General features: G+C 71.8%; 21 protein-coding genes. All 21 read left to right on the top strand.

Annotated features, from left to right (window positions below):
* Positions 1–2: 2 nt before the first annotated feature.
* Positions 3–89 carry an IS3 family transposase gene (locus tag PFX91_RS23195; protein WP_352231709.1) on the top strand — a complete coding sequence of 29 codons (87 nt, stop codon included), beginning with the start codon at positions 3–5 and terminating at the stop codon, positions 87–89.
* Positions 90–238: 149 nt separating this feature from the next.
* Positions 239–379, top strand: a complete 141-nt coding sequence (locus PFX91_RS20270; RefSeq protein ID WP_285734249.1) for a GPGG-motif small membrane protein — start codon at positions 239–241, stop codon at positions 377–379.
* A gap of 265 nt (positions 380–644) precedes the next feature.
* On the top strand, positions 645–1442 hold the full coding sequence (gene thyX / locus PFX91_RS20275; RefSeq protein WP_285734251.1) for an FAD-dependent thymidylate synthase: 798 nt from the start codon (positions 645–647) through the stop codon (positions 1440–1442).
* A gap of 282 nt (positions 1443–1724) precedes the next feature.
* Entirely contained in the window at positions 1725–2042 is a 318-nt protein-coding gene (locus PFX91_RS20280) for a hypothetical protein (protein ID WP_285734253.1), read from the top strand.
* 290 nt (positions 2043–2332) lie between these two features.
* Entirely contained in the window at positions 2333–3346 is a 1014-nt protein-coding gene (locus PFX91_RS20285; RefSeq protein WP_285734254.1) for a Gfo/Idh/MocA family oxidoreductase, read from the top strand.
* Positions 3339–4229, top strand: a complete 891-nt coding sequence (locus tag PFX91_RS20290; protein ID WP_285734256.1) for a sugar phosphate isomerase/epimerase family protein — start codon at positions 3339–3341, stop codon at positions 4227–4229. The genes PFX91_RS20285 and PFX91_RS20290 overlap by 8 nt, the downstream gene beginning before the upstream one ends.
* Complete coding sequence (locus PFX91_RS20295) at positions 4226–5518, top strand: M20/M25/M40 family metallo-hydrolase (protein WP_285734258.1); 1293 nt, start codon at positions 4226–4228, stop codon at positions 5516–5518. The genes PFX91_RS20290 and PFX91_RS20295 overlap by 4 nt, the downstream gene beginning before the upstream one ends.
* Positions 5515–6648 (top strand): Ldh family oxidoreductase, encoded by a 1134-nt coding sequence (locus tag PFX91_RS20300; protein WP_285734260.1) that lies wholly within the window; start codon positions 5515–5517, stop codon positions 6646–6648. Before PFX91_RS20295 ends, PFX91_RS20300 begins: the two co-directional genes overlap by 4 nt.
* Complete coding sequence (locus tag PFX91_RS20305) at positions 6645–7616, top strand: Gfo/Idh/MocA family protein (protein WP_285734262.1); 972 nt, start codon at positions 6645–6647, stop codon at positions 7614–7616. The genes PFX91_RS20300 and PFX91_RS20305 overlap by 4 nt, the downstream gene beginning before the upstream one ends.
* A complete protein-coding gene (locus tag PFX91_RS20310) occupies positions 7613–8074 on the top strand; it encodes a DUF6917 domain-containing protein (RefSeq protein ID WP_285734264.1) in 462 nt (153 codons plus the stop codon). The genes PFX91_RS20305 and PFX91_RS20310 overlap by 4 nt, the downstream gene beginning before the upstream one ends.
* Positions 8075–8251: 177 nt before the next feature.
* Positions 8252–8779, top strand: a complete 528-nt coding sequence (locus PFX91_RS20315) for an EF-hand domain-containing protein (RefSeq protein WP_285734266.1) — start codon at positions 8252–8254, stop codon at positions 8777–8779.
* A 106-nt stretch (positions 8780–8885) separates the two neighbouring features.
* Entirely contained in the window at positions 8886–10061 is a 1176-nt protein-coding gene (locus PFX91_RS20320; RefSeq protein ID WP_285734268.1) for a DegT/DnrJ/EryC1/StrS family aminotransferase, read from the top strand.
* Positions 10058–11203, top strand: a complete 1146-nt coding sequence (locus PFX91_RS20325) for a DegT/DnrJ/EryC1/StrS family aminotransferase (protein WP_285734270.1) — start codon at positions 10058–10060, stop codon at positions 11201–11203. The genes PFX91_RS20320 and PFX91_RS20325 overlap by 4 nt, the downstream gene beginning before the upstream one ends.
* Entirely contained in the window at positions 11200–12189 is a 990-nt protein-coding gene (locus PFX91_RS20330) for a UbiA family prenyltransferase (RefSeq protein WP_285734272.1), read from the top strand. The genes PFX91_RS20325 and PFX91_RS20330 overlap by 4 nt, the downstream gene beginning before the upstream one ends.
* Positions 12186–13553, top strand: a complete 1368-nt coding sequence (locus PFX91_RS20335) for a protoporphyrinogen/coproporphyrinogen oxidase (protein ID WP_285734273.1) — start codon at positions 12186–12188, stop codon at positions 13551–13553. Before PFX91_RS20330 ends, PFX91_RS20335 begins: the two co-directional genes overlap by 4 nt.
* Complete coding sequence (locus PFX91_RS20340; RefSeq protein ID WP_352231710.1) at positions 13553–15172, top strand: class I adenylate-forming enzyme family protein; 1620 nt, start codon at positions 13553–13555, stop codon at positions 15170–15172. Before PFX91_RS20335 ends, PFX91_RS20340 begins: the two co-directional genes overlap by 1 nt.
* On the top strand, positions 15169–16956 hold the full coding sequence (locus PFX91_RS20345; protein WP_285734278.1) for a CoA transferase: 1788 nt from the start codon (positions 15169–15171) through the stop codon (positions 16954–16956). The genes PFX91_RS20340 and PFX91_RS20345 overlap by 4 nt, the downstream gene beginning before the upstream one ends.
* Positions 16957–17018: 62 nt before the next feature.
* On the top strand, positions 17019–18644 hold the full coding sequence (locus PFX91_RS20350; RefSeq protein ID WP_285734280.1) for a class I adenylate-forming enzyme family protein: 1626 nt from the start codon (positions 17019–17021) through the stop codon (positions 18642–18644).
* A 25-nt stretch (positions 18645–18669) separates the two neighbouring features.
* The gene (locus PFX91_RS20355) at positions 18670–19491 is read left to right on the top strand and encodes a class I SAM-dependent methyltransferase (RefSeq protein ID WP_285734282.1); all 822 of its coding nucleotides are present in this window, start codon (positions 18670–18672) and stop codon (positions 19489–19491) included.
* Between the two features lie 320 nt (positions 19492–19811).
* Complete coding sequence (locus PFX91_RS20360; RefSeq protein ID WP_285734284.1) at positions 19812–21470, top strand: RICIN domain-containing protein; 1659 nt, start codon at positions 19812–19814, stop codon at positions 21468–21470.
* A gap of 306 nt (positions 21471–21776) precedes the next feature.
* Positions 21777–22544, top strand: a complete 768-nt coding sequence (locus PFX91_RS20365) for a PRC and DUF2382 domain-containing protein (RefSeq protein WP_285734286.1) — start codon at positions 21777–21779, stop codon at positions 22542–22544.
* The last annotated feature ends 171 nt before the right edge of the window (positions 22545–22715 follow it).

The raw sequence follows: 22715 nt of genomic DNA on the forward strand, positions 1-22715 counted from the left end.
ACATCGCCTGGTTCAACCACGAACGCGCCCATGGCTACCTTGGGGGCCTGAGCCCGGTGCAGTACCGGGCTCAGGCCCTGGCGGCCTAACCTTTAGTTAGCCGGTCCAACTATCGGGGACCAGTTCATCACGTGCCGCGCGGGCCCTTGACCCAGGCCTTCACCTGCACAAATACCCCTTTTTGTGAAAAAATCCAGCCAGTAAGTTTGACCAATTCGTTACGGGTCAGTGGTTGTGCATGGGTATCTTGCTTTCAATCCTCGGAATCATCCTCATCGTCGCCGGCGTTCTCGGAGTGCTGCGAGGCCAGCTTCTCTGGGGCATCATCGCCATCGTCGTCGGGCTCTTCGTCGCACCCGGTTACTTCTACGGCCTCTGACGTTGGGGACGCGCTTCCACCCAAGGCCGCGGACCGTGGCCACGACCCCCACATCCGAACACGGGCCGGGCGCTCGACCGGATCAGCCGGTGGAGCGCCCGGCCCGTGTCGTGGGCTCCCTCCGGCTCCTTCCGCGGACCGACACCGGCCCCGTGTACCCTCGTGGAGGCTGGTCAGCCGCCCCCACCACGCCCCGTGCCCCCACATTCGGGGTCACGGCCCTCAGGCGTGCGTTCGGGCGGGGAACACGAACGGGAGGCATGCTGTGAAGAGGGTCGAGCCGCAGGTCCGTCTGGTGGCGCGTCCACAGGTGGACTACGACGCCATCGCCGACTACCTCAAGGAGGTCGGGGGAGAGGCGTGGCTGGAGCGCTTCGACCGCGGTGAGCTCGACGCCCACCTCAACGATCCGCAGAACCTCGCCGAGTTCGCCGGACGGCTGTGCTACCGCTCCTGGGAGCCGGGCCTGAACCCCAACGTCACCCGGGTGCGCAGCGACCAGGACGCCTACCTCGGCAACCTCCTGGCCAGCATGCACGGCTCGGTCCTGGAGCACATCAGCTTCAGCTTCGTGCTGCACAACGTGTCCAGGGTGCTCACCCACGAGTTGATCCGTCACCGGCCGGGTGTGGCGGTCTCGCAGGAGTCACTGCGCTTCGTGCGCCTGACCGACCTGCCGTTCTGGTTCCCCGAGTGGGCCGAGAAGGACCCGGAGCTGATGGAACGGGCCACCGCCATGCTGGAGCGGATGGAGGAGTTCCAGCTGTGGATGGCCGAGCACTTCGGGTTGGACGAGGAGGGCGTGAAGTTCGCCGAGAAGAAGCACAAGACCTCGTTCATGCGCCGCTTCGCCCCCGAGGGCGTGGCGACGGGTCTGGTGTGGACGGCCAACGTGCGCACCCTGCGGCACACGCTGGAGGCCCGCACCGCGCCCGGGGCGGAGGAAGAGATCCGCCTGCTGTTCCACCTCATCGGTCAGGCGCTCAAGGAGGAGGCCCCGGCGCTCTTCGGCGACTACGAGGTGCACGACGGCGCCTGGGTCCCGAAGTGGCGCAAGGTCTGAGCCTCGGTGCACGGTGACGCCCGCTCCCTCGGGGGGCGGGCTTCTTCGTGTTCCGGTGAATGCGACATCTCCCTGAATTTATTATTTCGCCGTGTTTTCTCTTTTTTGGCTTCTGTCCCTTTTGTGTGAAGTATGGGCGGCCCGAAATTCCTTGCCCTTTTGGTTCGAGGTGGTCTTCGCGAACGGTTTGAAGGACGATCGTTTCCGAAGGGTCCGCGCACGTGCTGACGCGGGTGGTGCGGACTTTCGTGGAAAAAGGAGAGAAGAAGGAGGCGATCTTTCATGAGAGCTCTGGCGTCAGCCGCCGCGGTGTTCGCGCTCGCGGTGGGTGGAACCGTGGTGGGGGCCGTTCCGGCGCACGCCGCCACCGGTGAGGTCGTGGTGTTCACGACCGAGTTCGAGGAACTGCTGCGCTACCCCGATCCCCCCTCGGGAAGCTGCTATCGACTTCCCGCGACGGCGCACGTGCTGGTCAACCTCACCGACGAGAACGTGCGCATGCACGCCGGCAGGACCTGTGTCGGGCCGGGGGTCACGGTCGCCCCCGACCGGGGCTGGCACGCTCCGCCCAGCGGTCTGTTCAGTTTCTCGGTGTCCTGACCCCGCCGGGTTCTGCTGGTGTCGGACCGCGCCCGCAGAACCCGGGCCGTCCCGATTTCGCCTCTTTCGTTCACATTATGACGAATCCGTCGCAATGGATTCTCCTTATTTTCCGTAAGCGCGTTCGGATGTGACGGTACGTCCTTTTCTCGGTTTTTGGTTATGGGAACGCGTTCTATTTTTTGACGACCTCGATGCAGTGCCCGACGCTGGGCGGGAGAGTTTTCGTCAGACACCCGGGCAATTCCTCCCGGGTGACGGAGGAGAGAACCGGAAAGGTGTTCGCCCGTATGCTGCACACCCTCGTCGTCGGACTGGGCAGATCCGGGGAGGGACTGCACCTGCCCTCGCTCGCCAAGGCGCGCGCACAGGATCCCGCCCTGTTCGCTCCCGAGCCGGTGGTGGGGTTCGACCCGTTCCGCGCCCGGGTGGAGGGCGCGCTCATGGTCCACTCCCTGGAGGAGGCGACCCGCCACGCACCGCCGCGCGACACCGTGGTCCACCTGTGCACACCGCCGCACCTGCGTTCGGGGCCGCTGGAACGCCTGGCCCGGTTCGGCTACCGCATGATCATCGTGGAGAAACCCCTCGCCCTGGACCTGGTGGGGCTGGCCGCCATCGCCCGGCTGCGCAGACGCTGGGACCTGGACATCACCGTCGCCACCCAGTGGCTCAGCAGCGCGCTCACCCGGCGTCTGCACGCCGCACACCGGACGGACGCCTTCGGGCGGTTGCGCGCCATCACGGTCACCCAGAACAAGCCCCGCTTCACCCGCACCACACGCACCCCCGGCCACCCCACGGCCCTCGACGTGGAGGTGCCCCACGCGCTGGCGGTGGTCGTCACCCTCGCCGGAGGAGCCGACGTCACCTCGGTCCGCCTGGAGGACATGGTGACCGACCGGATCCGACTGCCCGGCCTGGGGCGCGCCCGGCTCGACCTGGCACACCACGGCGGAGTGCGCACCCGGATCGAGACGGACCTGACCTCCCCCGTCCGCGAGCGCCGGATCGTGCTGGAGTTCGACCGGGCCCTGGTCACCGGCCACTACCCCTGTAGCGCGGCCGACCACACCTCCCAACTGGTGGTGGAGGCCTTCGGCAGGCGGCCGACCCGCTCGGTCTTCACCGACGACGTCCTTCCCGCCTTCCTCCACGACGCCTACGCGCGTTACGCGTGGACGCACCGCGCGCACGGGACGCTCCCGGTGCAGGTGGAGGCGACCCGGCTGCTGGCCGAGGCCAAGAACCTGTGCCGGGACGGAGCCGGGAACCGGGAGGTGGACAGTGCCGTCGGTGCCTGATCGTGTCGGTCTGGCCGGCATCGGGGACGAGGCCGCCCCCGACCTGCCGGGACAGCTCGCCGCCCTGGCCGAGCTCGGCTGGGACCGCCTGGAACTGCGCTCCGTCGACGGGACCGCCGTCGCCGCGATGGAGGAACGGGCCTTCGCCCAGGCCGCGGAGCAGATCCTGGACGCCGGGATCACCGTGGTCGCCGTCGCCTCCCGGATCGGCGACTGGTCGCGACCGGCCACCGCGGACTTCTCCTGGGACCTGGACGAGCTGGAGGTGTTGGCGCGGCGCTGCCGGGTGCTGGGCACCCGGCTGGTGCGGATCATGTCCTACCCTTCCGGTGGACTGGCCGACGCCGACTGGAAGCGCCTGGTCCACGCGCGCGTCCGCGAACTGGTCCACCGGGCCGAGGACGCGGGACTGGTCCTGGCGCACGAGAACTGCGCGGGCTGGGCGGGCGACGACGCCGAACGGGCCCTGGAGCTGGTGGAGGTGGTGGACAGCCCCGCGCTGAGGCTGCTGTTCGACACCGGCAACGGCGTCGCCCACGGCTACCACGCCCCGGACATGCTGCGCGAGCTGGTCGACCACGTGGTGCACGTCCACGTCAAGGACGCGGTGTCCGGGCCGGGCGGACGCGTCGACTACGTGCTCCCCGGGGCCGGCGAGTCCGGGACCGCCGAGTGTCTGCGCCTGCTGGCCCGGCACGGCTACGACGGGACGCTGTCCATCGAACCCCACCTGCATCTGCGCCCGCACCTACGGGGCCAAGGCGCGGACCCCGGCAGCGGCGATCCGGACGCCTTCGTCGCCTACGGGCGCGCCCTGGAGCGGCTCCTCGGCCACGCCCTCCACCCGGTCCCCGCCACGCCCACCGCGCGGGAGGTCACATGACCACCGCCCTGGCCCACGCGCACCTGACGTCCACCGACCACGACCTTCTGCTGCGGCTGTTGGAGCTGCCCACCGCGGGGCCGTTGGAGACGGGTCCCGGTGGGCCGCCGCCCCGACTGCGCGAGGCCCAGTCGCTCTACGCCCGCGCCGCCGCCGACATCGGCTTCCACGTGCTCCACCACGCCCCCGCCGCCCCCGCCGACCTGGACCGCCCCGACGTTCCGCTTCCCGTACGCCGGGCCATGACCGACCCCGACTTCCTGGACTGCCAGCCCAACCTGGTGCTGCGGCTGGGGCCCGCACTGCCGACCGAACGCACCGTGATGTTCAACGTGCACCTGGACACGGTCGCCGGACGACAACCGGTCGACTTCGACGGCGCGCGCTTCCACGGACGCGGTGCCATCGACGCCAAGGGACCGGCGGTGGCACTGCTGGCGGGGATACGCGCCGCCCGCGAACGCCTGCCCGCCCTGGGCCGCGACGTCGCCGTCCTGCTCCAGGTCGTGGCGGGGGAGGAGGGCGGCGCCATGGGCACGCTGGGCACCCGTGTGCTGGTCGAACAGGGCCACACCGGTCGCCTCAACGTGTTCTGTGAACCCACCGGGATGCGTTTCCTGCCCCGCAGCACCGCGTCGATGACCGCCCGGGTGTCGGTCGAGGGAGACGACGCCGTCGACGACCGGCCGCACACCGGACACAACGCCACCGTGCTCCTGGGCTTCGTGGCCCAACACCTGGCACGCGCCCTGGACGGGCACGGGGCCTCGGTGTGCGTGGCGGGACTGCACACCGGTGAGCTGCACAACAGGGTCTACGGCACAGGTTCCCTGCTGCTCAACCTCTCCTACGCCGACGCCGAGCAGGGCCGCGCACGCGAACACGCGCTCCACGACGCGCTGGACCAGGGGCTCACGGCCTTCACCGAGGTCTTCGCCGGTACCACGCTCATGGCCCGCACCGCCGCCGACGCCCGCGCCGTGACCCGACTGGAGTGGACCAAACGCGGGCTGCCCGCCCTGTGGGACCGCGACCCCTGGGGACACGCCCTGCTGCGCCGCGCCGGGATCGCGCCCTGGCCCGAGGACGAGGCGGCCTTCACCTGCGACGCCATCTGGATGGACGGGGTCCCCGGAGCGTGCACCGTCGTGCTGGGGCCGGGGGACCTGTCCGCCAACAACGCGCACGCCGAGGGCGAGTTCGCCCGGGCCGAGGAGCTCGACGGGTTCGCCGACGCGGTGGCCCGTCTCCTGACCGCCTTCATCGACTCAAGGAACGGACGACAGTGAGCACGACCTCCCCGCCACAGGCCCCACCGGGCCACGGAACCGTCGTGGTCGACCACGACGACCTCCTCGATCTCACCGCCGGACTGTTCATCCACCGCGGCCTGCCGCGGCGACGGGCCGAGGAGTCGGCGCGCGCCCTTTGCCACGGAGACCTGGCGGGGGCGCGCTCGCACGGCCTGGCCAATCTGACCCGGCTCTACCTGCCCCTGCTCGACGAGGGCAGGGCCGACCCCGTGGCCGAACCGCGCACCCTGACCGACCTGGGCGCCGCGGTGCTCTGGGACGCCCGTCGGGCCCTGGGGCTCTGGTCGGCGTCGGAGGCGATGGACCTGGCCGTGGAGCGCGCGGCGCGCCACGGCATCGGGCTGGTGTCGGTGCGCGGAGCCACCCACCTGGGCTGTGCGGGGTACCACGCGCTGCGGGCCGCCGAGCACGGCATGGTCGGCGTGGTGGCCAGCAACTGCGGACGCCAACGCATCGCCCGGCCCCCCGGAGGAGCGGTGGCGATGCTAGGCACCAACCCCCTCAGCGTCGCCGCGCCCGCCGGCGGCCACCCCCCGTTCCTGCTCGACATGAGCACCACGGCCGCTCCGACCGGACGCATCCGCCAGGCCGCCCGCGAGGGCCGTCCCCTGCCCGAGGGCCTGCTGTGCGACGACACGGGCGCGGCGGTCACCGACGCCGCCTCCTTCGACGCCGGGCGCGCACACCTGATGTGGTTGGGCGGGGAGGTCGGCCGCTACAAGGGGTTCGGGCTGGGACTCATGGTGGAGGTGCTGTCCGCGCTGGTCCCCGGCGCGGGCCTGGGGCCGCACCCCGACGCCCTCGACGGGGACGGTCGTCCCGGCGGACGCGACGACGACATCGGATTCTTCGTCGCCGCCGTCGCCCCCGACGCCCTGAGGGAGGGGACCGACGCCGACGCCGGGACGCTGTTCGGCTCGATCCTGGCCTGCCCGCCCAGCGACCCCGACGAGCCGGTGCGCTACCCCGGCTGGCACGAGTACCACCGGGCACGCAAGAGGCGCCGCGAGGGCGTGCCGCTGGAGGCGTCGGTGCACGCCGAACTGTGGGAAGAGGCCGTGAGGGTCGGACTGCCCGCCCCGGCGACGAAGGAGGTCCGGCGGTGAGGTCACCCCTGCGCGTCGGGGTCGTCGGCCTCGGCGTGATCTCCCGGTTCTACCTCGCCGCGCTGCGCACGGTGCCGGGAATGACTCTGGCCGCGGTGTGCGACCGTGACTCCACGGCGCTCGACGCCCGGGCGCCCGACGTTCCAGGCTACGTCGAACACACGCGGATGCTCGATCGAGAGCGCCTGGACGCGGTGGTGGTCACCGCTCCCAACGACGTGCACGCACCCGTGTGCGCCGACGCCCTCCGACGGGGGACGGCCGTGTGCGTGGAGAAGCCGCTGGCCATGAACCCGGCGCAGGGCCGGGCGCTCGCCGATCTTGCCCGGGCACGAGGCGTGCCCCTGTTCACCGCCTTCCACCGCAGGTACAACGACGCCGTCACACGGCTACGGGAGCAGATCACGGGACGACCGGTGGCAGAGGTGACCGTGCGCTACCTGGAACGGATCGAGGAGCACGCCGGAACCGACACCTGGTACCTGGACCCGGCCCGCTGCGGCGGAGGGTGCGTCGCCGACAACGGCCCCAACGCCTTCGACCTGGTCGAGTGGCTGCTCGGTCCGGTCGAGGTGACCGCGGCGCGCATCGCCCGGGACGGGACGGGCGTCGACCGGTGGGCGGACATCGCGTTGCGCGCGAGGAAGAGCGGGCCGCACCGTCCGCTGGTCCCCGGCGGGCCCGTCGCCCGCGTGCTCCTGGACTGGTCCCACCCCGGTGAACGCAAGGACGTGGAGGTGCGCATCGCCGACGGCACGGTGCTGCGGGCCGACATGCTGGACGGCCACAGCGGTTTCAAGGAGTCCTTGTGGCACGAGTACGTCGGCGTGCTCACCGAGTTCGGCCGCCGTGTACGCGGCGGCCTGGTCGAGGACCCGGCGGGGACGTCCGCGCTGCGACTGGTGGGCGAGGCCTACCGATGGGAGAGCACCGCGTACGAGGAGAGGACACGGGAGGCGACGGGATGAATCCGCACGAGGACGGGCCCAAGCGGGAGGTCACCGCGACCCTGGTGAAGGTCCTGGTGCACCGCAGGAGCGAGCGGGGCATGCGGCTCGAACCGTACGCGAGCAGATGTGTGCGCGCGGGCGAGGTGCACGAGCTGGTCGCCACCGACCACACCGGGACCGCTCAGGGCACCCGGATCGACAGGGTGGGGTTCCTCGGCTTCGTCGAGATCACCGCCGCGGGGGTGGTGGACCGGGGCGACGAGGTGTGGATCGGGGACCGCCGCGTGGGGGTGGTACTGGGGTTCGACGGCTGCCACATGCCCAACCACTACAACGTTCTGGTCCACGCCGACCCGGCGCCGACCGGACGGGATCTGGCGCTCATGCCGGGAGAGCGTCTGGTCTTCCGTCAGGGCGACCCCCTCCCCGACGCCCCCGGCGAATCGTTTTTCGAAGAACATGATATTCGCGCGTAAATGTCCGATATAAATATCAAAGAAGAGCGGGATCGGTTTCTCGGATCCCTTCAATGATCCGCCGACATCGGGGTACCCTCTTTGATGAAAGGCCGCTTCGGCGTCTGGATGTGAAGTTGTTTTCTTTTTCAGTGGTCATTATGTGCCCTTTTTCGGGGTGAATGTGAGGACGAACGAATGACGACCGCCACCAAGGCCGACAGCCGACTCGAGCAGCGCTTCCGCCTCTGGGACTCCAACGGCAACGGAGTCATCGAGCGCTCGGACTTCGAGACCGAGGCCGACGGCATCATCTCGCGCCTGGGAGCCGAGGGCACCGCCAAGGGCAACGCCCTCAGGCAGGCCTATCTGTCCATGTTCGAGCGTCTGGTCGAGGCCGCCGGGACGCAGCAGATGAACCGGGAGCAGTTCGTCGCGGTCGCCGAGCAGGAGATCATCAGCAAGGGCGACGCCGGGTTCGCCTCGGTCGTGCAGCCGACCATCCAGGCCATCGTCGACGTGCTCGACACCGACGGGGACGGCGAGATCGACCCCGACGAGATGACCAAGTGGTTCGACGCCATCGGTCTCAGCGGTGCCGAGGCCGAGCGTGCCTTCGCCGAGATGGACACCGACGGCAGCGGCAAACTGTCCACCACCGAGCTGGTCAACGCGGTCCGCGACTACCACCTCGGCAGGAACGACATCCCCCTCCTGGGGAGCTGACCCCCTTCCGGCCGCGGCGTTCCCGCCGCGGCCGGCCCCGGTACCCGTCTCCCCCCGAAAAAGAAAAACCACGAACGTGAAGAGAACGCTTTCACCTCCCGGACCCGTGTCCGAGAGGAGAGAACGCATCGATGTCCCCTTCTTCGACCAGCCGGCCACTTTCCAAGACCTGTGGCCGGAGATCCGCCGGAACCTCCTGCGGGTCATGGAACGGGGGAAATTCTCCCACGGGGCTATGGTCGCCGAATTCGAACAGGAACTGGCCGACTGGACGGGTGCGCGTCACGTGGTCGGGGTCAATTCCGGAACCGATGCGCTGGTACTGCTGCTGCGCGCGGCCGGGCTGGGCCCCGGAGACGAGGTCATCGTCCCCGCCTACACCTTCGTCGCCACGGCCAGTTCGGTGGTGCTCGCCGGAGGCGTCCCGGTCTTCGCCGACATCGAGGAGCACGGGTACGGCATCGACCCGCTGTCGGTGGAGAAGGTCCTCACCCCCCGCACCCGCATGATCATGCCCGTGCACCTGTTCGACCGTCTGGCCGACATGGAGGGCCTGCGGAAGGTGGCCCGCCGGCACGGCCTGACGCTGGTGGAGGACAGTGCCGAGGCCATCGGCATGCGGTTGCACGGCGTCCACGCCGGTCTGCTCGGTTCGGGAGGGGTGCTCTCCTTCTTCCCGTCCAAGACGCTCGGCGCGATCGGCGACGCCGGCGCGCTGCTCACCGACGACGACGGCATCGCCGAGACCGCGCGGGCACTGCGCCACCACGGACGCTCCGGGCGGACCCTGGACGATTTCCCCGGCATCGCCAACCCCACCGTCCTCGCGGGCTGCAACAGCAAGATGGACGACTTCCAGGCCGCCGTGCTGCTGGCCAAGCTCTCCCGGCTCGACGCCGACATCGACCGGCGGGCCCGGCTGTCCGCGCGCTACGACGCCCGCCTGCGGCGGGTACCGGGGGTGCTCACGGTGCCGAGCGCCGCCGCACCGCACCCCGGCGGCGGTCGGGTGGTCTACGTGCACCTCCTCCAGGTCCGGGACCGTGACGCCCTGGCCGCACATCTGGCCCGGGCGGGCGTGGGGACCGAGACCTACTACCCGGTCCCGCTGCACCTGCAACCGTGCTTCTCCCACCTGGGGCACGCTCCCGGGGACTTCCCGCGCGCGGAGGAGGCGTGCGAGAAGGCCCTCGCCCTCCCCCTGTACCCCGACCTGACGGAGGCACAGGTGGACCGGGTCTGTGACGAGATCGAGGACTTCTACGCCGGGAGGCGCCGGTGAGCACCGCGACCGCGCACGACATCCCCTTCTTTCCCCCCGACCTGTTCGACGCCGACCTCGACACCCTGCTGGAGGTCGTGCACGCGACCGGGACCGGGGCCGCGCAGAAGTTCATCCTCGGCGAGCACACCGCCAGACTGGAACGGGTGCTCCGCGACCGACTGGACGCGGCCGACGTGGTCGCCTGCTCCAGCGGGACCTCCGCGCTCACACTCGTCCTGGCCGCCATGGACGTGGGCCCCGGGGACGAGGTGGTGGTACCCGCCTTCGGTTGCGCCCCACTGGCCGCCACCGTCATCGCCCGCGGCGCGACCCCGGTCTTCGCCGACGTCGACCCGGTCACGATGACCATGGACCCCGACGCGGCGGAGAAGGCCGTCACCGGACGCACCAGGGCGCTCATGCCCGCACACGTGTTCTCCGTGATGGCCGACATGCCCCGCTTCGGCGAACTGGCCTCCCTGTACGGGCTGCGCCTGGTCGAGGACTCCGCGCTGGCCCAGGGCGGAACCCTCGCGGGACGCCCCGCGGGGATGTGGGGCGACGCCGGAGTGTACTCGTTCGTCCAGGTCAAGACCTTCGGCATGCCCGGCGAGGGCGGTGTGGTGGTCACCGGCGACGCCGAACTCGCCGTCCGCGCGCGCATGCTGCGCAACCACGGCCAGGACGGCCAACACCGCTTCCTGCACCACCAGGTGGGGTACAACAGCCGCTTCGACGAGGTGATGGCGGCCTTCCAACTCCACCGGTGGGAGGGGTTCGAGGCACGTCTGGCCCGGCGGGCCGAGATCTCGGCGTACTACTCCCGCCGTTTCGCCCCGCTGGTGGAGAACGGGATCACGGCGCCGCCCGTCGGTGGGGACGGACGCTGTCACTACGTCTACACCCTGCTGACCGAGCGGCGCGAGGAACTGCGCTCGTACCTGGCCGCCAGGGGGGTCGCCACCCACGTCTACTACCCGCGGACCCTGCCCGCCCAGCCCGGATTCGCCGCACACGCCCCCGCCCACGGACGCTGGCCGGGTGCGGAGTCCGCGGCCCGGCGCAACGTCTCCCTGCCCCTGTACCCCCACCTGAGCGACGCCCAGGTCGAACACGTCGCCGACACCGTGTGCGCGTTCGCCGAGGAGAGTGCCCGATGACCGACCGGCTCACCGCACCCCCCGCGGTGCCCGAAGCGCCCACGAGCGCACCGGCCCGCGGCACCCTGGCCGCCTACGCGCGGCTGGCCAAACTCGACATCGTCGACTACTACATCGGTCTGCCCCTGGTGCTGGCCATGCTGGCGCCCGCGCTGCGTTGGGAGCCGCGCACCCTCGGCCTGCTCGCCCTCATCCTGCTCGCCGAGGTGGCCGTGGTCGCCGCGATGGTCGCCTTCGACGACGTCACCGGCCACCGGGACGGTAGCGACGCGGCCAACTACGGATCGGACGCGGCCCGCCGCCGCCTGGCGCGCAAACCCCTGGTCGCCGGAACGCTCACCGAGCCCCAGGCCCTGCGCTTCGCCTGGGCCGCCACCGCCGTGAGCGCGGGGCTGTGGGCCCTGGTGGTCTGGGCCGCCCCGCACCGGCCGGTGTGGGCGGTGGCCCTGGCCGCCCTGTGCGTGATCGCCTCCGTCCAGTACTCCTGGGGCCTGAAGATCAGCTACCGGGGCTTGCAGGAGCTGTTCCTCATCGGTCTGGGCGTGGGTTGGGTGCTGGTCCCCTACGGGCTGCTCACCGGCGAACTGGACGGTTTCGTCGTGGTCCAGGCGTTGCTGTTCGGGTTCGGCCCCATGCTGTTCGGCCTGTACTCCAACACCAACGACGCCGCCGGGGATCGCGCCGCCGGGCGGATCACCGTCGCCGCGCGGGTACCACGGGGTCTCAACACCGCCTTCATCGTCGCGGTCACCGCGGCCGAGAGCGCGCTCATCACCGGATCCTTCATGGCCGGGATCTCCCCGTGGTGGTTCCCCGTCGTACTCGCCCCCGTCCTGGTGATGCGGGTGACCCAACTGTTCATCGGTTTCGTGCGCGGCGACATCCTGCTCGCGCGGCGCCTGGCCATCCACACCCACCGCGTCACCGTGGTGCTGCTGATCGCCGCGCACCTGATCGTGCCCCTGTTCACGGGGACGGCGGCGTGAGCGGGCGGGTCGACGTCGCCGTGGTCGGCGCGGGCCCGGCGGGGCTGGCCGTGGCCCACGCCCTGACCGGCGCGGGCCGCTCGGTACGGGTGCTGGAGGCGGCCGAAGCCGTGGGCGGAAGAATGCGCACCCTGCGTGAACACGGCTGCCTCATCGACACGGGCGCGGAGATGCTGCCCCCCGCGACCTCCTACCCCGCCACCTGGCGGCTGATCGGGGAACTGGGCCTGGACACCGACCGGGGCGCGGTGCCCCGCATCCGCGGTGCCCTGGCCGTGTGGCGCCGCGGACGGGTCCGTCCGTACGCGGGTCGTCCGCTGGGCCTGCTCACCGGAGCCGGTCTGTCCGCACGCGCACGGGCCGACCTGCTGCGCCTGCAACTGCGGCTCGCTCGGGCGGGGCTGGACCCCGAACGTCCCGAGCGTTCACCGCTGGGCGCCCGCACCCTCGCCGACCTGCTGCGCCCCTACCACCCCGAACTGCGCGAGAGACTGCTCGGTCCACTGGCCGCCGGATTCTTCGGATGGGACCCCGACCAGGTGGCCGCCGCGCCCTTCGCCGCGCATCTGGCCAGTGCGGGCAGCAGCGCCCGATGGCGTACCTACCGTGACGGAATGGACACCCTGACCCGGGCCCTGGCCTCCCGGCTCGACGTGGCCACCCGCCATCCGGTGACCGGGGTGACCGTCCTACCGGAAGGGGTCCGGCTGGACTCCCCGGCGAGCACGGTCACCGCACACGCCGCGGTACTGGCCGTGCCCGCCCCGATCGCGGCACGGCTGCATCCCCGAGCACCCGACACCGAACGCGACTACCTGGACGCCTGCGGGTACGCGCCCATGCTCCGGATCTCCCTGGTGCTGGACCGTCCGGTGGAGCCCGTCAGGGCCCGAGGAGGATTCGTCACCCTGGTGCCCGCCCCCGAGGATCCGCTGCTCAACGCCGTCACCGTCGACCACAACAAGCACCCGGACAGGGCCGGGAACGGCCACGGCCTGGTCTCCCTGATCGCCTCACCGCGGGGCACCGCCGAACTCCTCGACGCCTCCGACGAGCACGCGGCCGACACGCTCGCCGCCCGCGCCGAACACCTGATGCCGGGGCTGCGGAGGCGGATCGAGGCCGTGTACGTCCACCGCTTCCGGTACGGGCTGCCCGCACCGGGGCCGGAGGCGATCCGACGGCGCCCCGCCTTCGTCACGCGTCCACCCGCGGCCGTGGACTACGCCGGGGACTGGACGGCTCTGCGCCCGTGCAGCGAGGGCGCGATCTCCTCCGCCGCGATCGCCTCCGAACGGATCCTGGCCTTCCTCACCTCCACGGCGGAGAGGACCCCCGCCGCGACCACCCCCACCGAGGAGTGATCACACTGTTCACCAAGCCCATCCACCTGGGCACCCTCTTCGACGACCTGACCGAACGCGGCAGCGGTACCGCCGTCCACCTGAGCAGGCCTTTGGACATCGCCCCCGGACTGGGACAGGACCTGGACGTACCGGGCGCGGCCGCGGTGGTACGCGAGGCCGCCGATTGGCTCGCCGCGGCCGGGGTGCGCCCCGGCGACCGCGTCGCCATCGCCAAACGCAACCACTGGGACTACGTGCTGCTGTCCTGTGCGGCGGCCCGACTCGGCGCGGTGCCCGCCTCGCTGTCGGCGCACCTGGAACCGGAGACCCTGGAGGCCCTGCTCAAACGCCTGGACCCGGCACTGTTGGTCACCGACGCCGCGCTGGTGGCCGCGGCCCGCGGCACGGGCAACGACCTGACGGTGCACGCCGCCCGCACCCTGGTCCTCGACGGCGCGGGCGAGGATCCGTCGAGGCGCGTCCTCGTCCTGGACGACGTGCGGGGATCCACCGCACCGCCGCCGCGCAGGCCTCCCGTGGAGGCGCCGCTGGCGATCATGCACACCTCGGGCACCACCGGGGTGCCCAAACTGGTCACGCACTCCACCCGCACCCTCATGCGTCGCCTGGCCGGGTTCGAGTCACACCGCTGGCCCGTCCTGGGAAGCCGCCCCGACGACACGGTGACCGCCGCGATCTCCTTCGCGCACGGGCGCGCCCTGGCCTGGACCGCCGGCGTGCTGTGGCTGTTCCCCGGCGCGCTGTCCGTGGTCAGCACCGCCGACTGGGCCGAGGCCGGCCCGCACCTGGGCCGACACCGTCCCACCACCCTGGAGGCCCAGCCCTCCACCTTCGTGCGATGGCGGGACCGAGCACGGCGGGAGGACGCCCCCTTCGACCGGGTGCGGCTCTACGTCAGCACCTTCGACGCCATGCACCCCTCGACCGTGCGCGCCTTCCTGGACACCACCGGGCACCGTCGGCCGGTGTGGATGCAGGGCTGGGGCCAGAGCGAGACCGGTCCGCTGACCTTCCGCTTCCTGACCCGGCGGTCCCTGGCCGCACGGGACGGCCGCCGTCCCACCACACGGCACCTGGGCCACCCGGTGCCCACCCGCACCCGGTTGCGCGCGGTCGACCCCGTCACCATGCGTCCCGTCCCCGCGGGCGTGCCGGGTCTGATCTTCTGCCGTACCGAGGCCCTGTGCCTGGGTTACGTCGGCGAGGAGGGACGCTGGCGGTCCAAGATGGTGGGCGAGTGGTGGAACACCGGAGACATCGGTGTCCTCACCCGGACCGGAGGGGTGAGGCTGGTGGACCGCGAGGTGGACGCCCTCGCCGAGGGCGGCTGCCTGGAGATCGAGGACGTCGTGGACGAACGCCTGCCCGACGTGCTGGAGTGCGTCGTGTTGAGCGTCCCCGACGGCCCACCGGTCCCGGTGGTGGCGACCCGCAGCGGCCGGCTCGACACCCTGGCCTGGTACGACGCCGTCGCCGACCTGCCGGAGATGGCCGCGCCCGTGGTGACCACCTGGGACGCGCTGCCACGCACCGGTACCGGTAAGGTCCGCCGGTCCGTGCTGCGCGACACCCTGGGCCTGCGCCCCGACACCCGCGGGACGGGGCGTTGGACATGAGTGCGGGTGCCTCTCCGCGCCCGCTGGCGGGGGCCACCGCGCACGCGGTGGGCGACTCGGTCCCGCTGCGGGTGGCGGCGGAGCGTCTGGCGGCGCTGGGATGCGAGGTCTTCCACGGACCGGGAACCCCGCCGCCCGAAGCCCCCGCCGGATGGATCGGGCTGACCGCCATGCCCGGAGGCGGGACCGTGCCGGAGCCGGTCGGCTGCGGTGTCGACTGGCGGGGCCCGGTGGCGTTGCCCCTGACCGGGGAGCGTGACGTCCAGGCCGTGTGCGGGCTCGCCCACCTGCACGGCAGGTCCCGCGGCGTTCCCCGGTTCCTGGGGGTGGACTACGCGTCGGTGTGCGCGGGGGTGCTCACCGCGCAGGCGGTGGCGGCCTGTGCGCTGGCCCTGACGCGCGGGGGAGACGCGCTGGCCTCCCGGGTCTCGGTGGCCGCGGCCGCTCTGCTCGCCGCGGGTCCCCACGTGGCGGCGGACAGCGTCTCGGCGATCGCGGGCGGGGAGCACGGCCCGCCGAGGGACCGGGAAGTACCCGCGCGGGGGACCCCGGTCCCACCGTTTCGCTGTGCCGACGGCACGCGTGTGGAGATCGAGACCCTGGACGCCGAGGTGTGGCTGCGCTTCTGGCGGGACCTGGGCGCCCCTTCCGCGGCGATCTCCGCCGGCTGGCCCCCCTTCCAGCGGCGTTTCGCCACCGCGGTGTGCCCGCTGCCTCCGGAACTGCCCGCCGCCGTCGCCGCCGTGGGACCGGACCGGTTGAACGCGGCCGCGCGACGGTCGGGGATGAGCGTCGCCCCGGTACGCACCGTGGAGGAGGCCGAGGAACCGGCACCGGAGTCGGAGTGGCGACTACGGCTGCTGGAGAGCGCACCGGCCCCCAGGCCGGCCCCGCTCGACGCCGAGGCGGTCGCGCCGCTGTCCGGGCTGCGGGTGGTGGAGGCCACCACCCGGATCCAGGGACCGCTCGCCGGACTCCTGCTGGGCATGCTCGGTGCCGAGGTGGTGCGCATCGAGCCCACCGGAGGCGACCCGATGCGCGGTGTGCCGCCGATGGCGGGAGGGCGCTCCGCCCGCTTCCTGGCCCTGAACCGGGACAAGGGGGTGGTCGAGGCGGACCTGAAGACCTCCCAAGGGCGCCGCACGGCACGGGAACTGGCGGCCACGGCCGACGTCCTGCTCTACAACTGGCCCCCCGGACGCGCGGAACGGTTCGGGCTGGGGCCCGAGGACCTGGTCCGCCTCGCACCGGGCCTGGTCCACGTGCACGCCGACGGTTGGGCGGAACGGTCGCCCGGCCCCGGCGCGCTGGCCACCGACTACCTGGTCCAGGCCCACGGCGGGGTGGCCGACCTCCTCGCCGGACCGTCGGAGGAGCCCGCGCCCTCCCTGCTGACCCTCACCGACGTGCTCGGCGGCGTCCTGGCGGCCGAGGCGGCGGTGGCCGCGCTGCTGACCCGTACCCGCACCGGTGCGGGTGTACGGGCCAGAACCTGTCTGGCGGACGCGGCCCGGCTGCTGCGCCGCGCCGGACGCGGAAGGGCGGGCGGAGAGGAGGGCGGCCCCGCGCCGGTCGATGACCTGGCGGCGATGGCGGCCGCACCGGAGTTCGCCGGGGCCTTCGACACGGTCGACGGCGCGTCCTGCGTCCGTGCCCCGTGGAGCTTCGCCCCCGCCGCGGGTCCCGCGCACACGAGGAGGAACGCCGACGACGGCGGCGCGCACCGGGGCGGGTCCGCTCCGCGCACCCCCGCTCCCGACGTCACCGTCGGCGCCCGGCGATGACCCCCCGGGCCGGAGCCCGACAGGCCCGTGCGCGTACCGATCACCGAACACACGGAGAACCGATGACGTGGACGTCGTCCAACGGACTGGTGCTGACCGACCTGGTCTCACCGGACCTGCGTGCCCGATGGGTCGACAGGGGCTGGTGTCCCGACAGGGACCTGTACGACCTGTTCGGCGAACACGTGCGGGAACACCCCGACCGGGAGGCCGTCATCGACGACCGGGGCGCGCTCGACTACGCCGGGTTGGACGGGCGGGTGCGCCCGGCCGCCGCCTCGCTGGCCGCGAAGGGCAGGGGAGAGGGCGACGTCATCGGTGTCCTGCTGCCCAACGGGCGTGAGGCGGTCGTGGCCGACCTGGCCGTCGCGGCCGTCGGCGCGGTCTCGCTGCCCGTCCCCCACGAACGTTCCGCCGCGGACGTGCGCGCGATCCTGGGCCGTGCGCGTGCCACGGCGCTCATCACCACCCCCGACAGGGCGAGGCAGATCCCACGAACGGAACTGCCCCACCTGAAGCAGGTGTGGGTGTTCGGCCGGCCCCGTCCCGGGGCCCACAGCCTGGACGGTCCCGATCCCGGAACGGTCGGTGACTGGCGGCCGGCACGGCCCCATCCGGAGTCCCCCGCCCGCATCCTGATCTCCTCGGGGACCGAGGGCGAACCCTCGATGGTCGCCTACACGCACAACGCCATGGCGGGCGGCCGGGGCAACTACGTGGGGGCGCTGCACGCCGGTCCCGGACCGATGCGCGCCCTCCTGTTGGTCTCGCTGGCCTCCTCCTTCGGCTCCCTCGGAGTTCCGGTGACCCTGGCCCGGCACGGCGGCACCCTGGTGGTCCTCTCCCGCTTCGATCCGGCCGCCGCGCTGAGGGCCGTGGAACGCCACCGGCCCACCCACCTGATCGGCGTGCCCACCATGCTGCGGCGCGTCGCCGCGTTGCCCGACCATGCCGACACCTCCTCCTTACGCGTGGTGGTGTCCAGCGGGGCGCCGTTGCACCGAGAGGTCCACGACGCCTGCGTCGCGCGTTTCGACCGGCCGGTGGTCAACGTCTACGGCTCCACCGACGGGGTCAACTGCCACACCGGCCGTGACCCCGGCGCTTGGGAACCGGGGGTGGCCGGCCGCCCCGCCCCCGACGTGGCGCGGATGAGCATCCGCGACCCCGCGGGCCGTCCCCTGCCCATGGGGGAGACCGGAGAGATCTGGGCGTTGGGCCCGATGACGCCGCTGTGCCACGTCGCGGCCCCCGACCTGGACGCCGAGCGTCGGGCGCCGGGCGGATGGGTGCGCACCGGGGACCTGGGGCGCCTGGAGCGTGATGGGACGCTCCACGTGGTCGGCCGTCTGCGCCGGACGGTGATCCGCGGCGGGATCAACATCTGCCCCGTGGAGGTGGAGCGCGAACTGGGCGCCCACCCCCGTCTGGCCGAAGTTCACTGCGTCGCGGTGCCCGACCCCGACCTGGGCGAACGTGTGTGCGCCTGCGTGGTCCCCGTCCCCGGAACGCAGGCGCCCGATCTGGAGGAACTCGCCGCCTTCCTGGCTCGGGAGCGCGGCCTGGACACGCACGCACTCCCCGAACACGTCCTGATCCTGCCCGAACTGCCTCTCGGCCCGACGGGGAAGGTGTGCACCGCCACCCTGACCCGTATCGCGGCCCAGGCCGTCGGCACACGCCCATGACCGTTCCACACCAGAGGAGGACCCGTTGACCGACACGGCCCAGGCGGCCCCACGCCCGCGCGCCGGGGCGCGTTACGTCTTCGACAACCACAGCGCGCACGCCCATGACCAGCACCGTTTCCTGGCCGCCGCCTACGACCCGATGACCATCGAACGCCTGGAACAGACCGGGGTCGGACCGGGATGGCGTTGCCTGGAGGTGGGGGCCGGGGGCGGCAGCGTCGCGCTCTGGCTGGCGCGCAGGGTCGCCCCCACCGGAAGCGTGCTGGCCACCGACATCAAGCCCGAGCGCATCCCCGACGCCGAGGGGCTGGAGGTACTACGCCACGACATCGTCCGCGACCCGCTGCCCGAGGCCGCCTTCGACCTGATCCACTCCCGGCTGGTCCTGTTGCACCTGCCCGAACGGACGGCCGTCCTGGAGCGCCTGGTAGGCGCGCTCAAACCGGGAGGGGTGCTCCAACTCGACGAGTTCGACATCGGGTACGGGCCCGCGCTGCTCATGCCCGACAGCGCCTCCCGGGAACTCTACGAGGAGTTTCAGGAGGCCAAGACCAGGCTGATGGTCCGCGCCGGGGCCGACCCGGCCTGGGGCGCCAACGCCGCCGAGGCCATGCGTCGCGCGGGCCTGGTCGACATCGACCCCCGGCCCCACGTGCAGTTGTGGGACGCCGCGTCGCCCGGCGTGCACCTGATCGCCCACCACACCCGTCATCTGCGCGAGGCGTTCCTGCGCGAGGGGATGACCGACGAGAAGCTCGCCGACGTGCGCGCTCTGCTCACCGACCCCTCCTTCCGGGCCTGCTCCTGCGTGATCTACTCCGTCCAGGGCCGCCGCCCGGGCTGAGGAGCGGCGGTCGGCGGCCCGGTCGGCCGTCGACCGGGCCGGTCCGGACGCCGGGTGGCACGTGGGATCACCTCGCCCACGTGCGCGCTCCGCTCCGGTGGGGCGCGTAGGATCGCGCCGTGCGGAGGGGCCCGCTCCTGCGGTGGGCCGCGGCGCGTTCGGGGCGGGGCGGGCTCCGTACACGGGTGCCGCCGTGGCGTCGCGTAGTTCCACGGCTACCGGTAAAGCGCTTTCCGTGTTAGTTTCCAGCTTCTTGGGAGCGCTCCCTGTCCCTCCCCCTCCGGACACCGTCGTCCGGGACTCGCACATGAGGAGCAGCAGTGCCCATCGACCCCCCGACCTCCCGTTCTCCGAGGTCCTCCTCGCCCCCTTCCTCCAGTCGTCCGTGGGGCCTGTGGCGGTTCCTGTACGCCGCCATGGCCGTCCTGCTGTGCACGGGCGGCCTGTCCGCCCTGGCCGCCACGCCGGCACAGGCCGCCGACATCGACACCGGCGCCCATTACGTCCTGCGCAACCACCACAGCGGCCTGGTCGCCGACGTGCGAAGCGGCTCCACCCAGGACGGGGCCGAACTGATCCAATGGCAGCGCACCGACCGGCCCTGGCAGCAGTTCCGCTTCGTCCCCGCGGGCGAGGGCTACTATCGCATCGTCAACCGCAACAGCGGCAAGGCCGTCGACGTCTGGGAGCACTCCACCGCCAACGGCGCCGAGATCCGCCAGTTCACCGATCACGGGTCCGCCAACCAGCAGTGGCGCCCGGTGGACACCGGCGGCGGCGTCCGACTGATCAACCGCAACAGCGGCAAGGCCCTGGAGGTGTGGGAGTGGAGCACCACCGCGGGCGACCGCCTGTCCCAGTTCGACTCGCTCGGCGGTGCCAACCAGGTCTGGGACCTGGTCCGCGTCGACGGGGCGGGCACCTCGCCCGGTGCGTGCGGCGGTGGCGCCTATGACGCCGAGGTCGACCAGAGCGGTTCCACCTGGACCGCGCGCAACGGTGGTCGCACCGTCTACAGCGGTGGTGACATGACGGCGGCCGTACGCGCCGCGGTGGACAGCCTCTCGGCGGGGCGCTCCTCCCAGGAGAGCGTGGTGGTGCGCGGCTCGGGCACCATGCCCGCCAACACCTCGCTGGACCTACCCAGTCACACCCTGCTGGAGGTGTGCGGCACCATCCACGTCAGCGGGTCGGTCGGCACCGACCACGCGGCCGTACGCATCCGCAACGCCCAGAACGTCTCCGTGCCGCACCTGTCGGTCACCGGATCTCCCTACTTCGGCGTCTTCGTGCGCGGCTCGCAGAACGTTCACTTCGGACAGATCGACCTGCGCCTGTCCAGGGGGTTGGGCATGCGCATCGACAGCCGGGGCAGCGACGCCGCGCGCACCACGCGCGACATCAGTATCGACGACGTCTACGTGTCGGGCACCGACAATCATGGGGTGGAGACCTACAGCGTGGACGGAGTGACCATCGGCACCGTCACCGCCCGCGACACCGGCTATTCAGGTCTGCTGCTCAACAACACCGTCAACGCCTCGATCGGTGTGGTGGACGCCGAGGGCGCGGGGACGGGCACCGGTTACGCGGCCTTCCGCATGGCCAACCGCAACGGGCGTATCGGTAGCGGTCACCCCACCAACATCCGGGTCGGTGAGGTTCGTGCCCGCGGTGGCGGCAGAGGGGTCTTCTGTGTCTCCGAGAGCGGCGGCGCGGTCATCGACCGGGTGGACATCGCCCGGACCGGCAGCAACGCGGTCCTGATCGAGAACTGTCACAACGTCACCCTGGCGGGCGGCACGATCGCCGGTCCCGGGGACGTGAGGATCGCGGCACGTTCGGAGTTCGCCAACACCTCCGGCGTCACCTTCCGGAACCTGACCCTGGTCGACACCGCCCTCAACGAGAACCCGTGCGCGATCGGCACGGTGGTCCGCGACGTCACCTTCCGTAACAGTAGGGACAACACCTGCTGACCTTCTGCGGTCGGGGGCCGCTCTTGTCGGTCCCCGACCCTCGCTCCACCCTGTCATCACTCTTTGTCATCATTTGATGACTTCAGGTGCGGTCATGGTGTCCGTGCCCCTTTCCGGGTCAACGCGGAACAAGGCGCGCACCAACCGCGAGGCGTTCTGGAAAAACCCCCGTCAACGCTTCCCCATGTCTGGTTAGCGGCCGGCCGAAGTCGTTGGTCCGACCAGGTCAGGGCGGGTAGGCCAGTGGGCGGACGGTCCTGGGCGCCACCCGCGCCCTTTTCGCACAAAGGACAACGGGAGGACACAGTGGCACGTGAGCGCACGCCCGCAGACCTGATCGGACATCACGTCCTCGACCAAGAGGGCGACAACGTCGGGCGGATCAACCAGGTCTACCTGGACGACCAGACCAACCAGCCGACCTGGGTGTCGGTGCACACCGGCCTGTTCGGCAGGAACGAGACCCTCGTTCCGCTCCAGGGCTCCCAGCCCGTGGAGGAGGACATCCGGGTGCCCTATGACAAGAACACCGTCAAGGAAGCGCCCCGCATCGACGCCGACCGCCACATCTCCCCCGAAGAGGAGCAGATCGTCCGCGAGTACTACGCCCAGCACGGAGGCCCGCCGCTGGAGGCCACCGGACCGCAGCCCACCGGCAGAGCCGAGGACGAGGCCACCGGGGGGATGGAGACCGACGAGGCGGCGATGACGCGTTCGGAGGAGCGCGTGGACATCGGCGTGGAGCGTCGCCAGACGGGCCGGGCCCGCCTGCACAAGTACGTGGAGACCGAGCGGTTCGACGAGTCGGTGCCGCTGCGCCACGACGAACTCCAGGTCGAACGCCGTCGCATCGAGGACCCCGAGGCGGCCCGCGAGGCGGAGGAGATGGGGGAGAGCGAGGAGGTCTTCACGCTCTACGAGGAGCGGCCGGTCGTCTCCAAGGAACAGGTCCCCGTCGAGGAGGTGCGCGTGCGCAAGCGCGACGTGACCCGTGAGGAGCACGTCAGCGGCGAACGTCGCCGCGAGCGGGTGGAACTGGAGGACGAGGAGGGCGAGCCGCCCACGACCCAGTGAGGAACGGCCCGCCGGACCGCCTCCGGGCGGACCCGGCGGGAGCCGGGCACACCGCCGCACGTGGCCGGTCCGGGCGCGCACCGGTCGCGTGCGGTCGGGGTGTCCTTTCCGGGTCCGCGCACGCGGCCCAGGACCCTTGACCGGGCTCTCATCGTCGCTCAACCACACCCG

The sequence above is a fragment of the Nocardiopsis sp. ATB16-24 genome (assembly GCF_030271535.1).
In the GTDB taxonomy this organism is placed as follows: Bacteria; Actinomycetota; Actinomycetes; order Streptosporangiales; family Streptosporangiaceae; genus Nocardiopsis.

Coding starts and splice junctions, on each gene's coding strand:
- PFX91_RS20270 (WP_285734249.1), top strand. CDS start 239: ATGGGTATCTTGCTTTCAATCCTCGGAATCATCCTCATCGTCGCCGGC.
- PFX91_RS20280 (WP_285734253.1), top strand. CDS start 1,725: ATGAGAGCTCTGGCGTCAGCCGCCGCGGTGTTCGCGCTCGCGGTGGGT.
- PFX91_RS20285 (WP_285734254.1), top strand. CDS start 2,333: ATGCTGCACACCCTCGTCGTCGGACTGGGCAGATCCGGGGAGGGACTG.
- PFX91_RS20295 (WP_285734258.1), top strand. CDS start 4,226: ATGACCACCGCCCTGGCCCACGCGCACCTGACGTCCACCGACCACGAC.
- PFX91_RS20310 (WP_285734264.1), top strand. CDS start 7,613: ATGAATCCGCACGAGGACGGGCCCAAGCGGGAGGTCACCGCGACCCTG.
- PFX91_RS20315 (WP_285734266.1), top strand. CDS start 8,252: ATGACGACCGCCACCAAGGCCGACAGCCGACTCGAGCAGCGCTTCCGC.
- PFX91_RS20330 (WP_285734272.1), top strand. CDS start 11,200: ATGACCGACCGGCTCACCGCACCCCCCGCGGTGCCCGAAGCGCCCACG.
- PFX91_RS20345 (WP_285734278.1), top strand. CDS start 15,169: ATGAGTGCGGGTGCCTCTCCGCGCCCGCTGGCGGGGGCCACCGCGCAC.
- PFX91_RS20350 (WP_285734280.1), top strand. CDS start 17,019: ATGACGTGGACGTCGTCCAACGGACTGGTGCTGACCGACCTGGTCTCA.